This window comes from Myxococcus sp. CA039A, assembly GCF_013336645.1.
In the GTDB taxonomy this organism is placed as follows: domain Bacteria; phylum Myxococcota; class Myxococcia; order Myxococcales; family Myxococcaceae; genus Myxococcus; species Myxococcus llanfairpwllgwyngyllgogerychwyrndrobwllllantysiliogogogochensis.
The window spans coordinates 22359-45615 of sequence record NZ_JABUMQ010000042.1; the positions used below are offsets into that span (position 1 = coordinate 22359).

A 23257-nucleotide genomic window follows, 5' to 3' on the forward strand; every position below is an offset into this window, starting at 1 on the left:
GGGCTACACGCCCAGCCGCGCCAGGAGCGCCCGGGAGCTGTCCCGCTCCAGCACCAGGAGCAGCTGCCCGCTCACCGGCGGAGTCGCCGCCGCCATGAAGCGCGCCTCCAGCACCACCACGCGGCTGGCATCGCCCTCCACCTGGGACACCGCCGCGTCCACCAGCGCTCGCGCCGTGTCCCTGCGCAGCGTGGGCACCGACGGCATCAGTCGCCACGACGTCAGCTTGCCGATGGCGGACAGGCAGGCGCTCGCGACGATGTTGGCGGCCTCCGACACCGCGCTGTCACGCTCGGCCTGCCCGGCCCCCTGCCCGCCCAAGAGCAGCGTCTCCAGCGCCGTTCCATCCGCCAGCGGCATCGCCAGCATCAACACGCCCCGCAGCGCGCCGGTGATGGAGAGCCAGGCCGCCACCGCGGGCGCGTCTCCCCCCAGCAGTCCCGCGGCGTCCGAGGGGCCGGTGAGCACCACCCGAGGGACGGACAGGTCGACCTGGCGCCCGCCCATCAGGCGGGAGAGGGCGTTGGCGGCATGGCCACAGCCGATGTTGGCCACCTCGCGCAGGGCATCGAGCTGCGCGTCGCTGGGGAGGGGAAAGCTCACGCGGACAGTAACCTCGGCACATCCAGGATGAAGACCGGACGGCCGCTCCCGAGGATGGTCACACCGGAGAGTCCCGGCAACAAATCCAGCGGCCGTGACAGCGGCTTGAGCACCACTTCCTCCTGCCCCAGCAGCCGGTCCACGCCCAGCGCCACCCGGCCGGAGTCACCCTCCATCACCACGAAGGGCCGCACACCCCGCAGCCCCGGCGACGGCACCCCGACGAGCGTGTCCAGCGCATGCACGGGCAACAGCGAGTTGCCATGCGGCAGCAGCGCCGTCTCGCGGCTGCGGCTGAGTGCGTCGCCGTCCGCCTCCGTGGCGCCCACCACCTTGGCGATGGGCAGGCCGAACACCTCGTCCCCCACCTCCACCAGCAGCAGGTGCACCACCGCCACCGTCAGCGGCAGCCGCAGTGTGAAGCGCGTGCCCCGGCCCGGCTCGCTGTCGATTTCGAGCGTGCCGCCCACGCTCTCCACCACGCGCTTGACGGCGTCCATGCCCACGCCCCGCCCGGAGATGTCCGTGATGTCCTTCGCCGTGGACACCCCTGGCAGGCACGACAGCATGAACGCTTCCCGGTCCGTCAGCCGTGTGGCGACCTCCGGAGGGAGCAGTCCGCGCGCCACCGCCGCGGCCTTCAGCTTCGCGGGGTTCATGCCCCGGCCGTCGTCCTCCAGCTCGAGGATGACGCGGTCCCTGGCGCGCTTGACGGCCACGAGCACGCGCCCGCGCGGTCCCTTCTTCGCGGCGATGCGCTCCTCGGGGGATTCGAGGCCGTGGTCGATGCAGTTGCGCAAGAGGTGCAGCAGCGGGTCCGCCAGCTCGTCGAGGATGGCGCGGTCCAGCTCGATTTCGGCGCCGGTGATGACCAGGTCGACCTCGCGCTCCTTGCGGCGGGCGATGTCGCGCGCCGCGCGGGGCAGCCGGTCGGTGATGAGCGACAGCGGCGTCATGCGCGCCGACATCACCTTGTCGTGCAGGTCCTTCACCAGCGTGTGCAGCCGGTAGACGCCCTCGTCCAGCACGGGCCGCACGTTCTCCGGCAGCACCTTGCCCACCTCGCGCAGGCGCGCCGTGGCGAGCATCAGCTCGCCCACCGTGTCGAGGAAGTAGTCGAGCAGCTCCGTGCGCACGCGCACCGTGCGCGCCGAGGAGTCTCCCGTCGCGCGGCCCCCTTCGGCCGTCGTCGTGGGGACGACCACCGGCACCGGGACGGCCACGGCCAGCTTCACCGAGACGACGTCGACCTCCGCCACGTTCTTGAGCGAGGACTGGATGCCCGCCTCGCCCACGGACGTCTCCAGCTCCAACTGGATGTAGCCGTCCGGGATGCGCCCGGCCTTCAGCTCCTCCAGCGCGGGCCGCAGGTCCACCAGCGTGCCCAGGGTGGTGAGCCGCTTGTGCACCAGGAAGGCCCGCACGCCGGGCACCTGACACGTGGGGGAGATGCGCAGCCGCACCGCCCAGCGCTGGGTGGCGCGGTCGTCGGGAAGCACTCCCGTGGAGGCCGCCTTGAGGGCCGTCCCCAGGTCCGCGACCAGCGTCTCGGGGAGCACGGGCGGCGTCGCCGGGGACGCCATGCCATTGCCGGAGGACGGAGGCGCGCCGATTCCCAGCACCTCCCGCACGCCTCCCACCCCCGTCTCCGGAGCCGTCAGCCGAGCTGGCGCGTCCGGCGCGTCCGGCGCGACGGCGCCCGAGGCTTGAGAGCCATTGCCGGGAGTCGTGCCTTGCGAGCCCGGGCCCGGTGTTCCGCCAGACGACGTGTCCGGCGCGGGAGTCGAACTCCCGGACGTCCCCGATGACGTGCCACCACCGGAGCCTGACTCGGGCGTGCTCGAAGGCGTGGACCCCGTGGAGCCCGCACCGCCGCTGCCCGACGAACCCGTGCCAGAGCCAGACGCACCGCCGCTGCCCGACGAGCCCGAGCCAGAGCCAGAGCCGGACGCGCCGCCGGTGCCCGACGAACCAGAGCCGGACGCACCGCCGCTGCCCGACGAGCCCGAGCTGGGGTCCTCTCCGTTGTCGGAGCCCTCCGGCTTGAGCACGGTGACCTTGGCGACGCGGGTGGCGGTGGGCGCATGGCCCGTCATCGCCGTGACGCGGACACCCAGCTGCGCGAGCAGCGCCGACGCGTCATCCGGTGGGCGTCCCTCCGCGACGGCGCGAACCTGCGCCAGCAGCGTGTCCGAGGCGCTCAGCAGCAGGTCCACCAGGTCCCGGTCCAACCGGCCACGGTCCTGCCGAACGGCGTCCACCAGGTCTTCCACCCGGTGCGCGACGATGGCGATGGGCTCGAAGCCCATGGACGACGCCATGCCCTTCACCGAGTGGGCATGGCGGAACATCGAGTCCACCGCGCTCGAGGAGCCTTCGCGCTCCAACTGCACCAGGTCCCGCCCGAGCGCCTCCAGGTGCTCGGTGGCCTCCGAGATGAAGAGGCCCAGGTAGCGGGACATGTCCATCGTCATGGCCCGACCTCGTCAGGAAGCGTCGCGAACCCGCCCGGAGGCGATGCCGCTCACGCCTCTCCCAGGACCTTCTTCACCACGGCCAGCACATCCTCGGCCCGGAACGGCTTGACGATGAAGTCCGAGGCACCCGCCTCGATGGCCTCCATCACCAGGCTCTCCTGCCCGAGCGCGGAGCACATGATGACCACCGCGCTGCTGTCGTGCTTGATGATCTCCCGCGTGGCCTCGATGCCGCTCTTGAAGGGCATCACGATGTCCATCGTGGTGAGGTCAGGCTTGAGCTCCTTGTACTTCTCCACGGCTTCCAGACCGTTGGCCGCTTCGCCGACGACCTCGAACCCTCCAGACGCGAAGATGTCCTTGATCATGTTGCGCATGAAGATGGCATCGTCGACGACCAGGACCCGCTTAGCCATGTGAAGAACTCCGCCTCCGAATCGCCTAGCCTAGAGGAGCGCGGACACTATCACCCGCGCTTTCCAGGGGGCTACTCACTTGGAATGGGTGAACAAGGCAACCACCGCGGCGTCCAGTCCCTCTGGATCCAGCACGGTCACTCCCAGCCCGCCCAGCCGAGCAACGCCACGGATGGCCGGCGTCGACTTGCCCGGTGCCGTGCTCACCCGCTCCACCGCCTCGATTCCATCCACGTCCGTCACCAACAGTCCCAGATCCCTCCGGCCCCGGTCCAGAAGAACCACGCGGGACGGCGGCGTGGCACCGTCCGGCAACCCCAGGAGCTGACGCAGCTCCACCACCGTCACCACCCGGCCCCGCAGGTTCATCACCCCCGTTATCGCCGGGGGCGCACGCGGAACCCGCGTGAACTTCTCCGGGGGAACCACGACCTCCCGCACCGCCGACAGCGGCAGCCCGTAGCGTTCTTTCTCCACCCGGAAGATGACGTGCCGCACAGAGGTCGTGTTGTATCAGCTTTGCTTTGAGCGGGACGCGGTGGCGCGCCGCGCCGTGCGGGGCTTCTTCACCCCGGGCGCCGCCTTCTTCGCCACCGTCTTCCTGGCGGCCGGCGGGGATTTCTTCGCGGCCGGCGCGACTTTCTTCGCGGCCGACGTGGGCTTCTTCCCGACCGACACGGCCTTCTTCCTGGCCGGGGTGGACTTCTTCACCTGGGACGAACGCGGCGGCTTGCCACCGTCCACGGCGTCGAGCACCGCCTTGGGCGCCACGGCGCGGAAGCTCTCGTGAACCCACAGGGACAACAGCTCCACCGGGGCCACCTCACCGGGGGCGAAGCGCGCCGTCACCCAGCCGCTCTTGCCCAGGCCGTAGCCGGTGGGTTCGGCGAAGGGGAGCATCAGCGCCGCCTCGTGGGACTGGGGAAGCTTGGTGGTGACGGTCAGCCCCTGCTCGTCCAGGACGAGGACGGCGAACATCTTCCCCCGCACCTTGGCCGTGCGGTGGCCCCACGGAAACTCCTCGGTGACGTGGGGAAACGCCAGCATGACCTCGCGCAGACGGACTTCCACGGCGCGCAGGGCGGCATCGGACGACGAAGCGGAGGACTTGCTCATGGCCCCAGACGGAAGCTGCGCACCACGCTCTGCAGCTCGACGGACAGGTTGGTCAGCTCGCTGGCCAGCGACGTCATGCGCGACACGGCGGCCGTCTGCTCCTGGATGACGGACTGGATGGCCTCCGTGGACGCGGCGTTGTTGCGCGCCACCAGCTTGATTTCCTCGATGGCCTTCACCATCTCCTCGCTGCCCTTGTGCTGCTCGCGGGTGCTCTCGGAGATGAGGTGCACCTTCTCCGAACCCTTGCGGATGGTGTCGGTGATGGCGCCCATGCTGCGCACGATGTTGGTGAGGTCCTCGCGGCCCTCGGCCAGCTCCGCGATGCCTTCCTTCATGGCGCTCACCACGGAGGTGGACTGACCGGAGATGTCCCGCGCCAGCTTCGAAATCTGCTCGGCGGAACGGCCCGCGCTCTCCGCCAGCTTGCGCACCTCGTCGGCCACCACCGCGAAGCCGCGGCCGTACTCACCCGCGCGCGCCGCTTCAATCGTCGCGTTGAGCGCCAGAAGGTTGGTCTGCTGCGCCACCTGGGTGATGGCGTCGACAATCTTCGAAATCTCCTGCGTCTTCTCGCCGAAGGCGAACACCTGCTGGCTGGCGGATTCGATTCGGTTGAAGACCTTCTTCACCTTGTCGCCGGCCAGCCGCGCCGCCTTGGAGCCGTCCTCCGCCGCGCTGCTCGTCTCCGCCGTGGTCCGCGCCGCGTCCTCCGCGCTGCCCGTCGCGCGCTGGATGCTGCTGGCCATCTCCGTGATGACCTTGGACGCCTTGGACACCAGCTGCGACTGCGACTCCGCGCCCCCGGCGATGATGTTCATCGACGAGCCCACTTCCTCCGTGGACCCGTTGACGTTCTCCGCCGAGCGCTGCAGGTCGATGGCGGTGTCCGCCACGCTCTTGGCCGTCTCCTGAATCTTGCCCACCAGCTCCCGCAGGTTCTCCTGCATGCGGATGATGGCGCCCGTCAGCTCGTCGATTTCGTCGCGCGTGCGGCCACCCTCGGCGGCCACCGGCTTGGACAGGTCTCCCTGCGAAATCTCATAGGCGGAGCGGCTGAGCACCTTCACGCGGGTGATGCGCACCAACCAGGAAGGCAGCAGGAACGCCGCGGTGAGGGTGAGCAGGAGCCCCACGCCCAGCCGCACTCCGTCCTTCCACGCCGCGAGCTGGGGGAACACGTCCTTGAAGAGCGCGTCCGCCAGGAACATCCAGCCGATGAGCACCAGCCCCAGCATGACGTAGCCATTGAAGATGACCTGGCGGAGGGAGACCTCTTTGGTCGCACGGGGACCCTCCACGGCGCGAAGGAGCCGCTGCATGGGCTCGCGGCGAGGGGTCAGGCCAGGGGCAGTGTCGTCACGTAGGGGACGGCGCACGGGATGCTTTCGGGGGTGGTGCGGAAGCGCCTTGGGTTTAGCCTTGCTGTCGGACAGGGTCAATCCACCTGGGATGCTACCGGAAGTGGTCGAACCCGCCCGGCCGGCGCACCGCGCGTCCCGCTTCATCGTGGATCACCCACCCCGCGCCCTCTGACAGCACGCCCACGCGCGTGACGACGTGCCCGCCGCGAGCACACGCCCGCTCGAATGCCCGCCCGCGCCCCGGAGCCACCGCCAGCAAGAGCTCGTAGTCCTCGCCTCCCGCCAGCGCCCCTTCCGACCCCAGCTCCCGCCGCACCGCCGCGGACATGGGCAGACGCGCCAGCTCCACCACCGCCCGCACTCCCGATGCGGTGCACAGGTGACCCAGGTCTTGTGCAAGCCCATCGGAAACATCCAGCGCAGCGGACGCAAAGCGCGAGGCGAGCTGGCCCAGGGCCACGCGCGGCACGGGCCGGCGCTGGCGGCGAACGGCGGCGCCGCGTTTCAAACCGGCCTTCAAGTGGACAAGGCCGAGCCTCGCGTCGCCCAGCGTGCCGGACACATAGAGCCAGTCCCCGGGCCGGGCGCCCGAGCGGGTGAGCGGTGGACGCGATAGCTCGCCCGTGGCCGTGATGGTGACGGACAGCTCGCGCGCGGAGGTGAAGTTGCCGCCCACCAGGTCCACGCGGTGCTCGCGCGCCAGCGCGGCCATGCCCCGGGCGATTCCAGACAGGTGGGCTGCGGGGAAGTCCCGAGGCAGCGCGAGCGCGCAGACGAACCAGCGCGGCGTGGCGCCCATGGAGGCCACGTCGGAGAGGTTCACCGCCAGGGCCTTGTGGCCGATGTCCGCCGGGGAGAAGCCCGCGCGGGTGAAGTGCACGTCCTCCACCACGGCGTCGGTGGTGACACACAGCGCGCCGCGCGACGGCGCGAGCACCGCGCAGTCATCGCCCGGGCCCACCGGCACGCGGGCCTTGGGGAAGTGGTGCAGGAAGCGGCGGATGAAGTCGAACTCACCAGGCATCGCCCGGCAGGAAAGACCAGCCGCCGCTTCCAGGCAACGCGCGCGTGCGCGGCGACTACTGGAACACGCTGACGCCCAGGCCCGGCACCTCGCCGCCGTGCAGCCACGTGGCCACGCCCACGCCCGTGGGGCCCACGGAGAGCCGCGGGAAGCCGCTCTGCGCGGACGGCGCCGTGTCGAGCAGCAGCGCCCTGCCCCACCCCTGGCTGGCGGTGTAGCGGCTCGTCGCGACGCGATGGCCGCCCTCCAACTCGTGCGACCACACCACGAGCGCCTGGTTGCGGCTCAGGGACACCACCTGCGGGTCCGTGGCGTGTCCCAGCATCAGGGGCTGCGCGTCCACGTCCCGCCGCTCGCGGAAGCCGTACGTCGCGAAGTCATAGGCCTGGGCGGACAGCCGGGTGAAGGAGGCACGGGCGCGGGGCCAGACCACCATGGCCCGTCCGCCCTGCTCCTGACTGGCCTGGGCCGCGCCGGAGCTGCCCAGCGCTTCCTCCACTCGCTGCGCCTCGCCCCAGCCGGTGCCGGGCACGAAGGGCCGCGCCCACAGCTCCACGTTCACCCCGCCCAGCTCGCTCCACAGCGCGAGCACCGCGCCGCCCGGGCCCGCGAGCGGCTCCGCGTAGAAGCTGTCCACGCCGTCCGGACTGGTGCGCTCCGCGGCGCTCCACCCCTCGGCGGGCGTCCACCGGCTGAACCAGGCCATGCCAATGCCTTCCATTTCGTCGAACCGGTACCAGCCCACCACCGCGTGGCCGTCACCGCTGACGGACACCTGCGGCTCCAGGGAGAAGCCCGGCACCGGCGTGTCGATGCGGCGCGCGTCCTCGAAGCCCGTCTCGGGCGAGCCCCGCGTCACCCAGACGTTCTCGCTGAGCGTGTCCCCGTCGAACTGCGTCCACACCGCCGTGACGGTGCCCGCCGCGTCGCGGGAGACCTCCAGGTACGTCGCGTCTCCCAGCGAGCGCGACAACACGCGGTCCGGCTTGCTCCACCCCTCCCCCGGCGCGTGGCGGGAGTACCAGAGCTGCGCCGCCCCGGAGCCTTCGCTCTGCAGCCACACCGCGAGCGAGCGCCCCTGCGTGTCGGCGACCACCTGCGGCTGACGCACCCGAAGCGCGTCTTCCGGGAACTCGCGCGACAGGCCCACCGTCTCGGCGGGAGTCCAGCCCGTCTGGGGCACGTACTCGCTGAACCAGAGCCGCTCGTCGAGGCCGTCCTTCTCCGTCCACACCGTCACCGCGCGGCCATCGTCGGCCACCGCCACCCGGGGCGTCGCCACCTGCAGGCCCGGCGTGCCCATCAAGCAGGGCGAGGCCCACCAGGCCCGGCTCTCCACGCCTGGCTCACCGGGGTCCTGGGCGCGCGTGAAGGCCGTCATGGTGGCGAGGTTGCGGCGCGCAAGCCACGCCTGGGGCAGCGGGCGCGCGCGCACCAGCAGGGGCGCCTGACCCGGCACGGGCTCCTGGGCGGCGGGGCGCTCCGGACAGAAGTTCGGAGGAGGCGGCGTCGGCGGGTCTTCCCCGCAGGCCGACACTCCCAGACCCATCACCACCAGCACGCTCACGACGACCGTGTTTCGCATCCGCCCTCCTGCCACTGCCGGTTTGACTGTTGACTCGATAAACAGACGCCCCACCGTCGGACGAGCCGTCGGTGGGGCGCCGGGTCCGGGCCTCTTCAAGGGAAGAAGCCCGGAAGCTCTTTCACCGCGAGCAGCCGCTTTAGCGCTGGCCGGCCACGAACGACGCGGAGCGCGCGTAGTCCTGGTGCCACGAGGCCGGCAGACGCTCCAGCACCGGGCGGGAGTCGGCCACGGGCGCCGTCAGCTCGCCCTGCATCGCGTTGTCGCCCACGCGGAAGCCGTTGGCGAACAGCGTGTTGGAGCCCTTGCCCGCGCGCGCCAGCTCCTCCTTGGTGCCCAGGTTGAAGTTGAAGACCTTGCCCGCGTACTTCTCGCGGGTGACGGAGGTCAGCGTGGCCACGCCGTCGCGGGTGCTGACGCGGTCGGCGACCTTCAGCGTGCCAGCGGCCACGGCCTTGCCGTCCGCCATGATGACGGGGTGCCTGTCGGTGAGGCTGACCGCGTGGCCCTTGTCGTCACGCAGGTTCACCATCGGCTCCACTTCGCCACCCGTCTGCACGTCGGTCACCGTCAGCGTCTCGCCCTTGGCGTTCGTCACGATGCGGGCGCCGCGCTTGACGTCCTCCACGTTGGCGATGGTGCCGTCGGCGAGCACCACCTTCGTGCCCTCGGCCATGCAGCTGTTGTAGACCATGACGCCATAGCGATAGCGCGCGTCGCTCAGCATGCGCACCGTCACCGTGGCCACCGTGTTCGCCGGGGTGCCGCAGTTCACCTTGGTGCTCACCGTGATGACGTACTCCACCGCCTGGTTGAGGACCGTCTGGGTGCTGCAGTTCTCCGTACCGGTGCCGGCGATGGACGTCTCACGCGACAGGTCCGCCAGCAGCTTGACGGTGGCCGTCTGGCTGTTGATGGAGCTGGTCAGCGAGGGGACCAGGTCCGCCTGGCTCATGCACGTGCCGCCCGTGACGGGCTTCACCATGCGCACCTTGGAGCCCGGGAGGATCTCCTTGATGAGGCAGGCGACGCCGTTCTTGCTGCCCGCGTTGAAGGTGAACTTGGTGGGGATGTAGATGTGCGTGAAGTTCCAGGGCGCCGTCACCGGGAAGTTGTTGGCCGCGTCACCCACCCAACTGGTCGTGACGGTCGTGTTGCGCAGCGCGATGCTCGCCGGCGTGCTGCCGCCCGAGGGAGCCAGCGTGGCGCCCACCGCGGCGTAGTCACAGTCGATGCCGCCGCGCATCTGGCACAGCTCCGTGTTGAGCTTCATGCTCGTGGGAACCGACAGCCGCGGGTGCTCCAGCGACAGGTCCGCGCCGCCCGTCGTCGTGCTGGACTGGCCGCGCACGAAGGTGACGACCTCCTCGCCGGTGTTCTCGTTCATGGCGATCATCATCGAGTCGAGGATGACCTGCCGGTCCTGGTTCACCGGGATGGCCGGACGGACGATGACGTCGTCGAAGCTCTGGCCGGCGGCGTACTCCTCACCGGACGCCGAGTCGACCACGGCGGTGTCCGTCTCCGCGTTGTTCGCGTTGAAGGCCACGATGTCCGTGTACACGTAGCTGGCGCCGTTGAGACACGCGGCCCAGGGGTTGCTCTCGTAGACGCGCACCGCGCCGGCGGTGACGCCGCGGGTCAGGTTGAGGAAGTGGTCACAGCCCCAGTTGTTCACCAGGGACGCGCCTTCCGCCTCCTTGCCAGAGGCCTTGAGCGCCAGGGCCTTCTCGCGCGCCAGTCCCAGCCGCTGGAACAGCTTGGGCGAGTTGGTGGCCGTCTTGCCGGAGCCACGCAGGCGGTTCATCACGAAGCGGTACTGGCCCGGGTCCGCCAGGTCGATGGCAACGGCTTCACCCGTCGCGCCCCGGGACTTCTCCTCCAGGACACGGCGCATGTACTGCGAGTCCTCCACCAGGGTCGCGCGGTCCAACCCCCGGTCCGGGGAGCGCAACGGCCCGGCCCAGGCTGACGTCGCGAGCGCGACGAGCGGCAGGGCCGCGGAAACAGGCACCGAGAAACGCGAGTACGGCTTCATTTGTAACCCCCTCTGCTGCAGTGGACTGCCTTTGCCAACGACAACCACAACGCATCCGATGACTTCTCTTGAGACGGGCCCCCTCCTCACCAACGAGGAGAGAGCCCTTGACCCCCTGGGCATGGGGCACCTGCCCATGCCCGCTCACGACGGGACTGCTCGGCGCCCCGGCGGACGTGGGGGTGCGACGACCGCCAACCGGGACACCGGAAGACTCCGCGCTACAGCGCGTTGCAGGACAGACCGCAGACGTCCTGGGCCTGGTCCACGCAGATGACGTCCCAGCTGCCCGTGCAGCAGAACGGGTCGCCTTCGCACACGGACGCCGCGCACGGCGAGCAGTGCGTCGCGATGGGATTGCCCGGGTTGCACACGTTGTGGCACGGGCGCGGACGGCTGAGGTACTCCTCGAAGACCGCCTTGCGGTGCGGCAGGAAGACGTTCTCCAGCGCCGGGGAGATGCGGAAGCGCGTGCCCTCCGGCCCCGCCTCCGTCAGCTCGCTGATGTGGGTGAAGCCCAGCGAGTTGGGCCACGTCAGGCCGCCGCCCAGGCCGTTGCTGTTGCTCAGGTCATGGCAGCCGGCGCAGGACAGCGCCTTGGCGCGGTTGACGATGTTGACCGGCGTCAGCGTGCTGCCGATGCGGTCCAGCTCGCCCTGAATCAGCGTGCGCAGCGCGGACGCGTTGTTGCCGAACTGGCCGGTGTAGTTGTTCTCTCCGCCCTGGGCATCGCTCTGGCCGCCGTTGAACTGGTCCTGGACGTCCATGTTGAAGAGGTTGATGTCGTTGCGGGCCAGCGCCTCCACCTGGGTCGCGAAGAAGAAGCGGAAGTCCGCGGCGCGAGCGTGGGTGGAGTTCGGGTTGAACAGCCCGCCGAACGGGTTCACCTTGTCCGTGGAGATGATGGCCTTGAGCGAGGTGCAGGTGCCCGAGGCGCAGGTCTTCTGCAGCTTGAACTCACGCAACAGCCAGTTGCTCTGCATGAACTGGTTGGTGCGAATCTGACCCGCGATGGTGGCCGGGTCCGCGCCGTAGTTGTCGATGTGGACGACGGGACGGAAGCCCGGCAGACCCGTGAAGTAGAAGTTGCGCAGCTGCTGGGTGCGCGACGCGGGGTCCGCGTTGGCCGTCAGCCGGTGCCAGAACTCCGCCACGGGGAGGCAGCCATCCAGCCCCTCTTCCGGGTGGGGGTTGGGCAGCACGGCCTCGAAGATGATGAAGTTGCGCGACAGGATGTTCGTCTCGCCTGACTTGCGCGCGAAGATGATGCGGTACTCGCCGCAGTTGGCGCCGTCCGCGGGCGCCAGGTCGAAGCGGTTGAACAGGCCCACCGCCTTGTAGGCGTTGGCGGAAGCCGGGTTGGTGAACGGGTCCTGGTTGGCCTGCGAGCCTTCCTGGGTCCGGCACTGGTACGGGAAGCTGTTGAAGACCGGCTGACCACTGGAGGTCAGGTCATTGCAGTGCTGGCCCTGGTTGAGTCCCGGCCGCGCGTTCTGCGTGTCCCAGAGCTGGCGGTAGATGGCCAGGCCCGTCAGGCCCGCGACACCGCTCTGCGCGGCCAGCTGGTCGAACACCTCACGCATGGAGAAGTTGTTGACGATGGCCGTCTCCGTCACGATGAGCGAGCGGAACGTGTTCACCGTCACCGTGGCCATCTGGGACTTGTCACCGGACTCGTGCAGCAGGCCGATACCGCCACGCTCGGAGTGCAGTGGAGCGGTCCGCGCGGGCGGGGCCTCCTCCGGCGCCTCCAGCAAGTCCTCCTGCGTGCTACAGCCCGCAAGAGCCAGAATCGATGCAAAAGCAAGACACGAGCGCCGCACGCGCTTGTCCATGTGCTCCCCCTCTTCGAATTGACACAGCTGGTTTCACCGCTTCTGTGCAGCGCGCGCCCTTATGAAGCATTCAACAAATAATTACAAGACATCATCGGAATTACCACAATACCCACATAAGCCAGTTCATGCGTACACACATAAGTATTCCCCACGATACGCGAGCCTTTGACCCTGGGTGCGTCAAGACTGCACACCCCTCGCGTCCGGGCGGTACGCCGGGCGCGTCCTCCCGGCACGCGGGAGGATGCGAGACAAAGACAATGTCGCGTTCAATCCGTACGCACCGGCGCGTCTCACCGGTACGCAAGGAATGTCACTGAAGCTCCATGGGACAGGCGGGGAGCATGTCGTTCTCCGGGGTGCGCACCACGTTCTGCGTCAGGCACATGGGCCGACAAGTCCCCCCGATGCAGTAGTCCCCTTGCGCGCAGCACCCGCCGTTGCAGAGCACCCCATTGGGGCAGCACACCCGGTCGCCGCCGTAGCAGGCCCCGCCGTAGCAGGCATCCCCCTGGGTGCAGGAGTCGCCGTCGTTGCACGCCGTGCCCGCCGGCCGCGCCGCGTAGCCACACGCGCCCGTGGCGGGGTTGCAGGTGCCGGGGCTGGCGTAACAGGTGCCGGGCGCGCTGTTGCAGCTCACCGTCGTCCCCACACAGCTCCCCGTCGCCCCACACTTGTCGTTGAGGGTGCAAGCATTGCCGTCGTTGCAGACGGCGCCGGCGGTCAACGGCGAGTAGACACACGTCGCCCCCGAGCAGCTCCCATAGGGGGAGAAGCAGGGCCCGGGTGGGGTGTTGCAGGGGCCGCAGGTGGACTCCACGACGAGGATGTTGAGCATGAAGCGGCCGCAGGAGCCGTTCTTCCCATCCACGGTGATGCGCACCTCCTGGTTGCGCGCCAGGTTGAGGATGGCGGAGGACGTGAGCGTGGAGGCCGAGGCGTTGTCGTTGCAGCCCAGCGAGGCGCTGCTGTGCCAGTCCGTCACCTGCACCACCGTGTCGTAGTCGGTGGTGTCGAGCGGGTCCGTGACGAAGGTGTAGCTGCCGTCATACGGGGCGATGAAGTGGAAGCTCAGGTCCGGTCCGCTGCCACCGCCGCAGGCGGGCGTCACCTCGTTCGCCGCGCCGCAGGTGCGGCCCACCGCCACGCCTCGGCCCACGCGCAGCCGCAGGTCCACGTAGGAAGACGTGACCACGCGGGCTTCCTGGGTGACCAGGCTCTCCGGGGCCACCGGCTCCGCGCCGGCTCCACCCCCAGGGGACTGTGTGCAGCCCAGCCCCAGCAGCAGCACCCAAAGAAAGACACCGTTCCAGTGTCGATACTTGTTCTCCGCCATGACTGTCCCCCCTGCGTTCAACTTCCAACAGCATACACACTCGCAGTGGGCATTACGATAATTCTACGACAGGGCGGTTTTCAGGCAGTCATTCAACGCGGGGTGTCGCCTGGGAGCGCAGGCTGGTGGCGAGGCCGCCCCACCACATCCCCATCATCGCGAGGAAGGCCGGGACGTCCTGGCCATGGCGGACGGGGTGGTCCGGACGGAGGGCCTCCCAGCCCCGGTGCTCCAGGACGACCCGGGTGCCGCCCTGGGAGGGCTCGAAGCGGACGTCCACCTGGGTGAGTTCGCCTGGGGCGAAGTTGCGTCCGCGCCATTCGAAGCAGAGCCGCGCGCCGGGCTCCCACGTCAGCACGCGGCCAATCTCGAAGGTGCCGGCGCCGTCCTCTTCGATCAAGCGGCCTCCGGCGCCTCCCTCGAAGCGCACCACGCTGTCGGCCGCGTGGGAGCCCCGGAAGCGTGGCCCGCGCCGCCACCAGAGGTTGGTCTCCTCGGTGAAGACGGTGAAGGCGACCTCTGGCTCCACCTCCAGGAAGGTCGTCACGCGGGCAATCTGCTCGGTCGTCATGTCGGGCCTCGCGAGGGACTCATGGCCGCTTCTTCGCGCGCGTGCGCTCGGCGTGTTCCTTGAATGACTGGAGCTGCTCGCCCCAGAAGGCCTCCACCTCGTCGAGCCACACGCGCAGCTCCGAGAAGCGCTCCGGCCTCAGCCGGTACAGCTTGACGCGAGCGTCGTCCTCCACGGCGTCCTCCTGGACGAGCCCCGTCTTGCGCAGGACACGCAGGTGCCGGCTCATGGCGGGGGGAGACATGTCGAAGGCGGCGGCCAGCTCTCCGGCGCGAAGGGGCTGCTCGCGCAGCAGGTCGATGACCCCACGGCGGGTGGGGTCGGCCAGGGCGGCGAAGGTGTCGTCGAGACGTCGGGCGGCTCCCATGGTGTGCTTTCGGGGCTCAGCCCTTCATGCGCTGGGCGAACCACCACGCGTGGCCCTCCAGGTCCTCCGCGCCGTAGCCCCGGTCCGTCCAGTAGTCGTCGCCGTAGTTCGTCGTCTCCGGCTCCCGGGTGATTTTCGCGCCCGCGGCCTTCGCCCGCGCGCAGTGCGCGTCCACGTCATCCACGTAGAGCATGAGGTAGGCGGCGCTGGTGCCTCCCGCCGCGGCCGGCGTGCGCCCCGGGTACTTCGCGCTGAGCGAGCTCAACATGATGACGCCCTCGCCGAAGACGAGCTCGGAGTGGACGATGACGCCCGGCCCTCCCTCCACCTTCAGCCGCGTCTGGAAGCCAAAGGCCCGCTCCAGCCAGTCGATGGCGGCCGGAGCATTCACGTAGAACAGCCCGGGGGTGATGCGCGCACAGCCCTCTGGAACCTTCTTCATGGCGGATCTCCTGGCAACGAACTTCGTTGCCTCCATGGGCAATATTTAACGCTGTCGTTAACCATCCGCAAGCGCCAAGGACGCGTCCCCGCCGGGCGAGGAAGCGGCCATCGTCAGGACGGAGGGCTGCCGGGGCTCCAGGGGTTCAGCGGGCCGCGAGCCACGCCTCGACCTCGAGCGCCTCCTTCACGCGGGCCTTGGGGAAGCGCCGGTAGATTTCGAGCGTGGACTGAGCCAGGTCCCGTGCGCGCCTGGCTTCACGGGGTTGGTCCACCAGGGCGCGCGCGACCAGGAACCGCATGTCCGCGAGGAGGAGTTCGTCGGAGCCGAAGGCGCTCTTCTCATAGACGGCCAGCGCACGCTCCAGATGCGGACGGGCCTTGCGTGGCTGATTCATGGCCAGGAGCGTCTCGCCGATGAGGGCCCGGTCATAGGCCGCCTCCAGGGAGTCGGGACCCCGAGCCTTCTCTCGAATGGCCAGGGCGCGCTCATGGAGCGCGAGCGCCTCGGCGTGGCGGCCCAAGTCCCGCAGGACCTGGCCCATTCCGGCCAGGGGCTCGGCGACAACGGCACTCTCCAAGCCGAAGACCTTCTCTCGAATCGCCACCGAGCGGCGGTAGTACGCCACGGACTCCTCGGCGCGACCCTTGACGTGGCGAAGCATGTTGGCGCCGTTGTGCAGCGCCGACGCCACGGCCGGAGATTCCTCGCCGTACACCTTCTCGCAGATGGCGAGCGCGCGGTGCTGGTTCGCGAGCGCGTCCTCGTAACGGTTGAGATAGGTCTCCTGCACGGCCAGCGCCTGGAGAACAGCGGCCACGTCCGGATGGTTGGGCCCGTAGTGCTCGGTGTAGCGGGCCAGTGCTTCCTTCAAGAGCGCGGCGGACTCCTCGAAACGGCCCGCGACGCTGAGCACCCGCCCCGCGCTCAGCAGGGGCGTCGAGAGCCGGGCATCTCCCGCGGGGAACGCCTTGCGGGCCAACTCCAGCGCGTGCAAGCCCTGCGTGACTGCCTCTGGCAGCCGCCCCTTGGCATGCAAGAAGACAGCGAGATTGGTGGCCAGCAGGCGCTCCAGCTCCGCGTCGCCTCCGAGCCGTGCGACAGCGGCGGTGGCATTGCTCGCGTACAGGTTCTCGGGGTCCTGCTCGTCAAGCGTGCTGGCGACTCGCAGCAACGCGACCCACCCGTCCGCTAGCTGTCTGTCCAGCCCGGCCGCCTGGGCCGTCTGGATGAGCTTGTGCAGCGTCTTCACGGAGTCACGCGGTTGGAGCCCCGCCTGCGAATGAGCGAGCACGTTGAGCATCTCCACGTGCGCCGGCGGGTAGTCCAGGCCCTCCATCCGCGCGGGAAGCGTGGAGGCCAACTCGAGCGCGGACTTGAGCTGCCCCGCGTGCAGCCGCGCGCGGACCGTGGCGAACTCCTTCTGAAGCGCCTCCAGTCGCTGTCGCGTCTCCAGGTCCTTCGGAAGCGGACGTGGCGAAGTCAGTGCCTGCACATCCGAGCACCGGGCCAGGTCCTCCAAACGGCTCACCGCGCGGGCGGCGTTCTGGACCACGGTCGTATCCGCCGACGCCAGCACCTCCACCAAGGCGGAGACGTCCTTGCGGCGTTGGTCCAGGCACAGCAACTGCCGCTCGAACATGCCCTCCGTCTGCCGCCCGTGGATGCGCGTGGCCTCGCACGCCTGCTTCGACGCCGTCGTCCAATCACGCACGTACGCGTCCAGCCCCTTCTCCACCACGCGCCACGCATCCGCCGCGTAGGGCAGCGTGTCCTTCGTGAGCGCGACGTGAACGGTGCTCCGGGTCTTCGCGTCCCAGATGTCGGTGAAGGCGCCAGGGTCGTCCGCGCACAGCGCGGGCCGCGTGGAAATGAAGACGCCCGCCCCCACCGCCGCGAGCAGTACGGCCGCGGCGGCGCCCCCGAGCAGCTTCTGCCTGCGCGAGCGAGGCTCCTGCCGCAGGGCCCGCAGCAGCACATCCATGGAGGCGTGACGGTCTCCGGGGGTCGGCGACAAGCCCTTCAACACCGCGACGTGAACCCAGTCAGGGACCCCCGTCTCGCGCTGGAGGGCACGGACCTCGCGAGCGCGCTCGGCGGGCGTGACGTCCATCTGACAGGCCCGCGCGGAGGGCCTGACGCCATAGAGCGCCTCGAGGAGCGCGACGCAGAAGCTGAACTGGTCGCTGCGCGCGTCGGGCCGTTCGCCTCTCGCCTGCTCGGGGGACATGTAGCCCGGCGTGCCCAGCAGCGCCCCCGTCTGGGTGAGAGACACACCTGGCACGGATGGGGCCACGAGCGCGGGCCCGGGCTTCGGCGGCTCTTCGACACCTTCGTCGAGGATGCGCACGAGTCCGAAGTCGGTGATGCGAACCCGTCCCGCATTGTCGATGAGGACGTTGTCCGGCTTGAAGTCGCGGTGCACGAGTCCCGCGGCGTGCGCGGCGGCGAGCCCCTGCCCCGCCTGGAGGAACAGGCCCAGCACCTCGCGCCAGGGCATCCGTCCCGCGCGCATGCGGGCCCCCAGCGTGGTGCCCTCGACGAACTCCATCGCCAGGAAGACGCGCTCGTCGACTCGGCCGAAGTCGTGGATGGCGACGACGTTGGGATGGACGACACGCGCGGTCGCCTGGGCCTCACGCAGCAGCCGGCCCTGGGCTTCCGCGAGACGGGCGGGTTGGATGGTGTCGAAGCGCAGAATCTTGAGGGCGACGCGGCGGTCGAGCTCCGGGTCCCGCGCGGAATAGACGACGCCCATGCCCCCCGAGCCAATGCGCGCCATCACCACGTAGCGACCCAGCGAGGTGCCGGGACTCAACGGCTCCCATGGCGGTGTCGGCGAAGCCGTGGGTTGGCTCGCGTCACCGTCCACGGAGGCCACGGCCTCCGCCACCAGCACGCGGCATGCGGGGCAGCCATCCAGGTGCTCCTGCACCACCGTGGCCTCTTCACCCCGCAACAATCCCCGACCGAAGGCGAGGAGGTTCTCCGTGGTGGGACATTGCATGAGTCCTCAAGGTAGGCTTCGGGTGGATGGCCAAGACACCGGACACCGAGGTCCATGAAGAGGACCTTGCGCTCGCGAGAGCCTGCGCTCACGGTGACACCGTGGCCCTGGCCGCGCTCGAGGCGCGCATCATTCCCCAGGTCCGCGTGGCATTGAAGCGCCGTGGAGTGGACGAGACGACAACCGACGAGGCGCTCCAGGTCTTTCGCGCGCGTTTCCTCGTCGCCGACGGCGCCATGCCGCCCCGCATCATGGAGTATTCCGGGCGCGGTCCGCTCTCCGCCTGGCTCCGCATGACCGTGCTGCGGCTGGCCTGGGGGCTGGTGAACGAGCGCAAAGGGCCGGCCCTCCCCGATGACACGCCGTTGGAGGCGCTGAGCGCCGCGCCCCACGACATGGAGCTGCAGTACCTCAAGTCCCGCTATGGGGCGGACTTCAACGCCGCCTTCCAGGAGGCGCTCGCGGGGCTGGAGCCGCGCGCGCGGACCCTGTTGCGAATGCATCTGGTGGACGGAATGGGCACCGCGCGCATCGCGGAGGCGTACGGCGTGGACCGCTCCTCGGTGAAGCGCTGGCTCGCCACCGCGCGCGAATGGCTGCTGGACCAGACCCGCACGCGCTTCGCGGCCCGCGTGGGCGCGCGCGTGCCGGAGCTGGGCAGTCTGCTCGCCCAGCTCCAGAGCCAGCTCGACCTGAGCATCCGCCGCCTGATGACGACGGAGGGAGACGCGCCGTAGCGCGGCCCCCTTTCGTGCCCGCGAGCGGACTACACGAACATCATCGGGTCGAACTCGTCCACGTTGACCGGCAGCAGCCGGGGCAGCGGGCGCTGGAACACCTTCGCGTTGAGCTCCAGGTCGACAATCTTCAGGCCCGAGGGCACCAAATCCCTGAAGCGCTGGCTGACGTACTCGCGCAGGCCGAGCACCGCCACCTGGCGCTTCTCCTCCAACATGGGCTTGAGCGCCTCGGCGAAGTCTCCGCCGTCATGGCTGGCCAGGCCCACCGCCGCCTTGGGGCGCTGGACGCGAATGGACTCCAGCAACTTGAGGATGCCCAGGTCCACCACCTTCTGGTCCTGCCGCCCGTACAGGAGCGCCACCTCGCACCCCGCGGACTTCAGCGCGCGGATGAAGCCAATCATCATGTCCGGCAGCTGCTCGCCCCGCGCGTTGAGCACCACCACGCAGCGCACGGGCGCGGGGAAGTAGCTCTCGCAGAAGGCCACCAGCCGGTCGAACTGGACGCGGTCCTGTGACTCGGGTTTGCGGCCGACAACGTTGGACACGGCCCAGTCGATGTTCTCCGCATCGATGAGCACATAGGAGGCGGCGGGGGGACGTCCGGTGAGCATGGGCGCGGACAATACGCTCGCGCGCCATTTCCAGGGGGATTGCGTGAGCGCCGCGAGCCGCCCTGGCATGTCACGAACACCTGACGGCACCTCAGGCGACCTGACGCGTCAGAAGCGGTCCGGCCCCGGCGGCATCTCCGGCAGCGGCGCCAGCGCGGCCAGCAGGCCATGCTCCGGAATGGGCGGCTGCATGGGCAGCACCACCGTGAAGCGCGAGCCCCGTCCGAACTCGCTCTCCACGAACACCTTGCCGCCGTGGCCCTCCACCAGGCTCTTGACGATGGCCAGCCCCAGGCCCGCGCCGCCGTGCTCGCGCGTGGAGCTGCCGTCCACCTGGTAGAAGCTCTGGAAGATGCGTTCGAACTGGTCCTCGCGGATGCCCACGCCGGTGTCTTCCACGCTGACGCGATAGCCGGACATCCCCAGCGACTCCTGCGGGCCCGCTTCCGACAGCACCACCGACACCCGGCCCCCGGAGGCGGTGAACTTCAGCGCGTTGGCGAGCAGGTTCACCAGCACCTGCCGCAGCTTGTCCGCGTCCCCCGCCAGCCGGGGCCTGGGAAGGGGCGGCAGCCGCACCTCCAGCTCCACGCCCTTGCGCTGCGCCTGCGGCATGACGGTGGACACCGCCGTCTGGATGACGCCGGCCAGGTCCACGGGAGAAATCGCCAGGCGCAGCTTGCCCGCTTCAATCTGGCTCAGGTCCAGGATGGAGGAGATGAGGTTGAGCAGCGACTCACCCTTCTCGACGATGGTGCGCACGTAGAGCAGCTGCTCCGGGTTGAGCACGCCGGCCAGCCCCTCCGCCAACATCTCCGAGTAGCCGATGATGGACGCCAGGGGCGTGCGCAGCTCGTGGCTCACCGTGCCCAGGAAGGTGGACTTCAGCCGGTCCAGCTCCTTGAGGCGGGTGTTGACCTGCGCCAGGCGCGAGTTCTGCGCCTCCAGCTCGCGGTGCGTCTCCAGCATCGCCTCGATATGCAGCTGCGTCGTCAGGTACGTGCGGTGGCCGCTGGCCACCAGCGCGGCGAGCACCTGGCCAAAGTGCGTGAGCACCTGCGCCGCCGTGCGCTCGGGCGCGCGCCGCACCTTGGCCACCAGCTCCTGGGCGCGCGTCAGCTCCAGCCCGGAGATGTCCGTGAGCGTGTCGGGGAAGTCCCCCAGCTCCTCGGGCGTGAAGGGCCCCAGGATGACACGGCCCAGGAAGTCCCCCTCCCAGCGCACCGGCATCACCAGGTAGCGCAGGCCGGTGAAGCACGGCAGCGCGATGAGGCCCGCCTCCTCCGCGCCATCTCCCTGAGCCACGCGTGCGCCCTGCAGCGGGTGCACCGGGCCGTCCTTCACCCGCGCCACCGTCGCCGTGCAGCGCGTGCGGCCATCCGGGAAGGAGAAGACGTAGGCGCAGAAGTCGCCGTGGCCCACCTTCACGTCGGCCAGCTTGGTGCCTCGCGCGTCCAGCACCTTGATGCCCACGCGGTACAGCTCGCTGAAGCTCTTCACCACCTCGGAGAAGGAGGGCAGGTCCAGCATCTCGCCCAGCGACAGGCGACGCTGGAGCACCGACTCGCGGCGCGAGCCCGTGGCGCCTTCCGGTGGCGCGTTCCCCTGATAGCCGCTCATCGCCCGCCCCCCAGGTGCTCGTCGCGCCCCACCGCCGAGTAGCGGCCCGCCAGCGTGGTGCCCGCCAGGTCCATCCGCCCGAAGACCTGGGAGAGGAACTCCGTCTCGGTCAGCCCCACGTTGCGCGCCAGGTGCGCCCGGGCATCCAGCCGCCGGTAGGCCGCCTGCGCCACCGCGTGGAAGGTCTCCAGCACGCCCTCACCCTTGAGCGCCACCGCGCCCACGACGGCCTCCCCGCCGCGCTTGCGCGCCTCCTCCAGCTCCGCGTCCGTGCGCGCGTCGGGCAAATCCCGCTTGTTGAACTGGATGACGACGGGCACCTGATCCACGTCCAGGCCGTTCTCCTTCATGTTGTCCTGGAGGTTTCGCCAGTAGGCGTTGTTCTCCGCCGTCGCCCCGTGCCGACTGTCCGCGATGAACACCACCGCGTCCGCGCCCTGGAGCACGATGCGCCGGGTGGCGTTGTGGATGACCTGGCCGGGCACGGTGAAGAGCTTCACCTTCACCTTGAAGCCGGACGACGTGGAGAAGAAGACGGGCAGCAGATCGAAGAACAGCGTCCGGTCGTCGTGCGTCTCCACCGTCAGCAACCGGCCCCGCACCTCGGGGGACGCCCGGGCATGGAGCTGGCGCAGATTCGTCGTCTTCCCGCTGAGTCCGGGCCCGTAGTAGACGATCTTGAGCGTCAGCTCTCGCTGGGCGTGGTTGAGTTGCAAAGGATGGCTCGGGCAGGCGGGGTCTAGATGAGGAGGCCAGCCCTCCGTGGATGACCAGGGTTTTTATAGTGGGAAGGCGCCCCGCGCGGAAGGCCGGCTGGATGCCAGCCGTGGAAGCGATGCCCATTCTTGGAATGGGACGGGCCAGAGTCGGGTTGACCGGAATCCGCCCCTCACAACCGCGGGGGAGGCAATCTCCTCACTTGGGAAGACAATGTGCGCGGAATGACCGCGTGCACCGGTGGCGGGGGTGCGGTTAGGATCGCAGAGCGACGGAGGAGATGGCGATGACGATGAAGCAGGTGGACCCGGGCGTGGAGCTGGCCCCAGCCCCGGTGCTGGAAGCGGCGGTGGGCCTCCCCAACGACCTGATGGCGGCGGTGAAGTTCACCCTGCCCACCGACGAAGACATGACGGCGGTGGCGGCCCTGCGCGCCAGCTCCGAGCCCTGGAAGAGCCGGGGTGAGACGCAGGAAGACAGCCTCAAGGCCCTGGCCCAGCTCAAGCCCTTCATCCACGTAGCGAAGCTGCAGACGCAGATCGTCGGCTACGTCACGGTGGAGCGCGACGGCCCGGTGCCCGGCGCCGCCTACCTGCGCAACATCGTGGTGAAGACGGAGCTGCGCAAGAAGGGCCTGGGCGCGGTGGTCCTGGAGCAGGCGCTCCGAGCCGCTCGGGACATGTACCGCAAGACCATTGCCCTGCGCGTGGACCCGTCCAATGCGCCCGCGGTGAGCTTCTACCGCAAGGCGGGATTCACCACCGTGGCCACGGTGGTGTCCAAGAAGTCCGGCAAGCTCCGGCTGCTGATGTCCCGCGAGCTGTAGTTCCTGGACCTGGCTGGCGGGAGGACGCTTGCCTCCCGCCGCCTTCGCTCCGAGCGGGCCTCCTGGCCCCGGAGCCCCTCTCTTCAACCCTGGCGGACATGGCCCGGCCCCCTCGACAGGGTGGGTGTGGGGCCCACCGCGCTCAGCGCGGCGTGACTCCGTCCAGGGGTGGGCGCTTTTGCGTCAATGTCGACTATCCTGCGGTCCCCCGCGCTCCGCGCTCCGTGGCTCGAGTTCGAATCCGCATGAGACCCCTTGCAGAGCTGTTGCGCCATTTGTCGCGGCCTGGAGTGACGGAGCTGACCCTGGCCACCGGGCGCCCTCCCATGATTCGGGGCAGCAACGGCTACGAGCCGGTGGACCCCGCCGCGGTGACGACGGACGACGTCGTCCGGGCGCTCCAGGCCATGGTGGGTGTGGCCCGGGCATCCAGCGTCTCCGACGCACCCTCGAACTGGTCCGTCAACGCCAATGGACTGGGTGCCCTGTCCATCGCCGCGATGCGTCGGGGAGACCTCATGCACCTGAGGTTGTCCCGCGCGGCGGAAGTCGCGGC

20 protein-coding genes and 1 pseudogene are annotated in these 23257 nt (G+C 69.6%); 3 read left to right on the forward strand and 18 right to left on the reverse strand.

The window, feature by feature from the left end; genetic code table 11:
* Positions 1-3 precede the first annotated feature (3 nt).
* From HR086_RS09695 to HR086_RS09765, 15 genes are all read right to left on the reverse strand, one after another.
* Positions 4-603, reverse strand: a complete 600-nt coding sequence (locus tag HR086_RS09695) for a chemotaxis protein CheC (protein ID WP_174454127.1) — start codon at positions 601-603, stop codon at positions 4-6.
* Positions 600-3077, reverse strand: coding sequence for a chemotaxis protein CheA (locus HR086_RS09700; RefSeq protein ID WP_174465443.1), 2478 nt, complete (start codon positions 3075-3077; stop codon positions 600-602). The genes HR086_RS09695 and HR086_RS09700 overlap by 4 nt, the downstream gene beginning before the upstream one ends.
* Before the next feature lie 50 nt (positions 3078-3127).
* Positions 3128-3496, reverse strand: coding sequence for a response regulator (locus tag HR086_RS09705; protein ID WP_015352829.1), 369 nt, complete (start codon positions 3494-3496; stop codon positions 3128-3130).
* Between the two features lie 75 nt (positions 3497-3571).
* Entirely contained in the window at positions 3572-3994 is a 423-nt protein-coding gene (locus tag HR086_RS09710; protein WP_141641980.1) for a chemotaxis protein CheW, read from the reverse strand.
* A gap of 15 nt (positions 3995-4009) precedes the next feature.
* On the reverse strand, positions 4010-4612 hold the full coding sequence (locus HR086_RS09715) for an MmcQ/YjbR family DNA-binding protein (protein ID WP_174460863.1): 603 nt from the start codon (positions 4610-4612) through the stop codon (positions 4010-4012).
* Positions 4609-5934, reverse strand: coding sequence for a methyl-accepting chemotaxis protein (locus tag HR086_RS09720; RefSeq protein ID WP_217439534.1), 1326 nt, complete (start codon positions 5932-5934; stop codon positions 4609-4611). The genes HR086_RS09715 and HR086_RS09720 overlap by 4 nt, the downstream gene beginning before the upstream one ends.
* 133 nt (positions 5935-6067) lie before the next feature.
* Positions 6068-7000, reverse strand: coding sequence for a thiamine-phosphate kinase (thiL, locus tag HR086_RS09725; RefSeq protein ID WP_174465444.1), 933 nt, complete (start codon positions 6998-7000; stop codon positions 6068-6070).
* A 55-nt stretch (positions 7001-7055) separates the two neighbouring features.
* The gene (locus tag HR086_RS09730; protein WP_174465445.1) at positions 7056-8585 is read right to left on the reverse strand and encodes a hypothetical protein; all 1530 of its coding nucleotides are present in this window, start codon (positions 8583-8585) and stop codon (positions 7056-7058) included.
* Between the two features lie 139 nt (positions 8586-8724).
* The gene (locus HR086_RS09735) at positions 8725-10623 is read right to left on the reverse strand and encodes a Hint domain-containing protein (RefSeq protein WP_174454122.1); all 1899 of its coding nucleotides are present in this window, start codon (positions 10621-10623) and stop codon (positions 8725-8727) included.
* A 221-nt stretch (positions 10624-10844) separates the two neighbouring features.
* Positions 10845-12458, reverse strand: coding sequence for a hypothetical protein (locus HR086_RS09740; protein ID WP_174460859.1), 1614 nt, complete (start codon positions 12456-12458; stop codon positions 10845-10847).
* A 316-nt stretch (positions 12459-12774) separates the two neighbouring features.
* Positions 12775-13797, reverse strand: coding sequence for a hypothetical protein (locus HR086_RS09745; protein ID WP_174465446.1), 1023 nt, complete (start codon positions 13795-13797; stop codon positions 12775-12777).
* 88 nt (positions 13798-13885) lie between these two features.
* Positions 13886-14368, reverse strand: a complete 483-nt coding sequence (locus HR086_RS09750) for an SRPBCC domain-containing protein (protein ID WP_174465447.1) — start codon at positions 14366-14368, stop codon at positions 13886-13888.
* A gap of 19 nt (positions 14369-14387) precedes the next feature.
* Positions 14388-14735 carry a helix-turn-helix transcriptional regulator gene (locus tag HR086_RS09755; RefSeq protein ID WP_174465448.1) on the reverse strand — a complete coding sequence of 116 codons (348 nt, stop codon included), beginning with the start codon at positions 14733-14735 and terminating at the stop codon, positions 14388-14390.
* A 16-nt stretch (positions 14736-14751) separates the two neighbouring features.
* Positions 14752-15177: a VOC family protein gene (locus tag HR086_RS09760; RefSeq protein WP_174454118.1), complete on the reverse strand. Its 426-nt coding sequence runs from the start codon at positions 15175-15177 to the stop codon at positions 14752-14754.
* Positions 15178-15322: 145 nt separating this feature from the next.
* Positions 15323-18184 (reverse strand): serine/threonine-protein kinase, encoded by a 2862-nt coding sequence (locus tag HR086_RS09765; protein ID WP_174460855.1) that lies wholly within the window; start codon positions 18182-18184, stop codon positions 15323-15325.
* Between the two features lie 26 nt (positions 18185-18210).
* Here HR086_RS09765 and HR086_RS09770 point away from each other — a divergent pair, with 26 nt between their 5' ends.
* A complete protein-coding gene (locus HR086_RS09770) occupies positions 18211-18921 on the forward strand; it encodes a sigma-70 family RNA polymerase sigma factor (protein WP_141641968.1) in 711 nt (236 codons plus the stop codon).
* Positions 18922-18950: 29 nt separating this feature from the next.
* Here HR086_RS09770 and HR086_RS09775 read toward each other — a convergent pair whose 3' ends face one another.
* From HR086_RS09775 to HR086_RS09785, 3 genes are all read right to left on the reverse strand, one after another.
* Positions 18951-19538 carry an NYN domain-containing protein gene (locus HR086_RS09775; protein ID WP_141641967.1) on the reverse strand — a complete coding sequence of 196 codons (588 nt, stop codon included), beginning with the start codon at positions 19536-19538 and terminating at the stop codon, positions 18951-18953.
* A gap of 108 nt (positions 19539-19646) precedes the next feature.
* Complete coding sequence (locus HR086_RS09780; protein WP_174460854.1) at positions 19647-21158, reverse strand: ATP-binding protein; 1512 nt, start codon at positions 21156-21158, stop codon at positions 19647-19649.
* On the reverse strand, positions 21155-21874 hold the full coding sequence (locus HR086_RS09785) for an ATP/GTP-binding protein (RefSeq protein ID WP_174454114.1): 720 nt from the start codon (positions 21872-21874) through the stop codon (positions 21155-21157). Before HR086_RS09785 ends, HR086_RS09780 begins: the two co-directional genes overlap by 4 nt.
* 287 nt (positions 21875-22161) lie before the next feature.
* On the opposite strand from HR086_RS09785, the gene HR086_RS09790 reads away from it, so the two are divergent.
* Positions 22162-22701 carry an N-acetyltransferase gene (locus HR086_RS09790; RefSeq protein ID WP_174465449.1) on the forward strand — a complete coding sequence of 180 codons (540 nt, stop codon included), beginning with the start codon at positions 22162-22164 and terminating at the stop codon, positions 22699-22701.
* 245 nt (positions 22702-22946) lie between these two features.
* Positions 22947-23257, forward strand: a pseudogene (locus HR086_RS09795) (twitching motility protein); the annotation flags it as partial.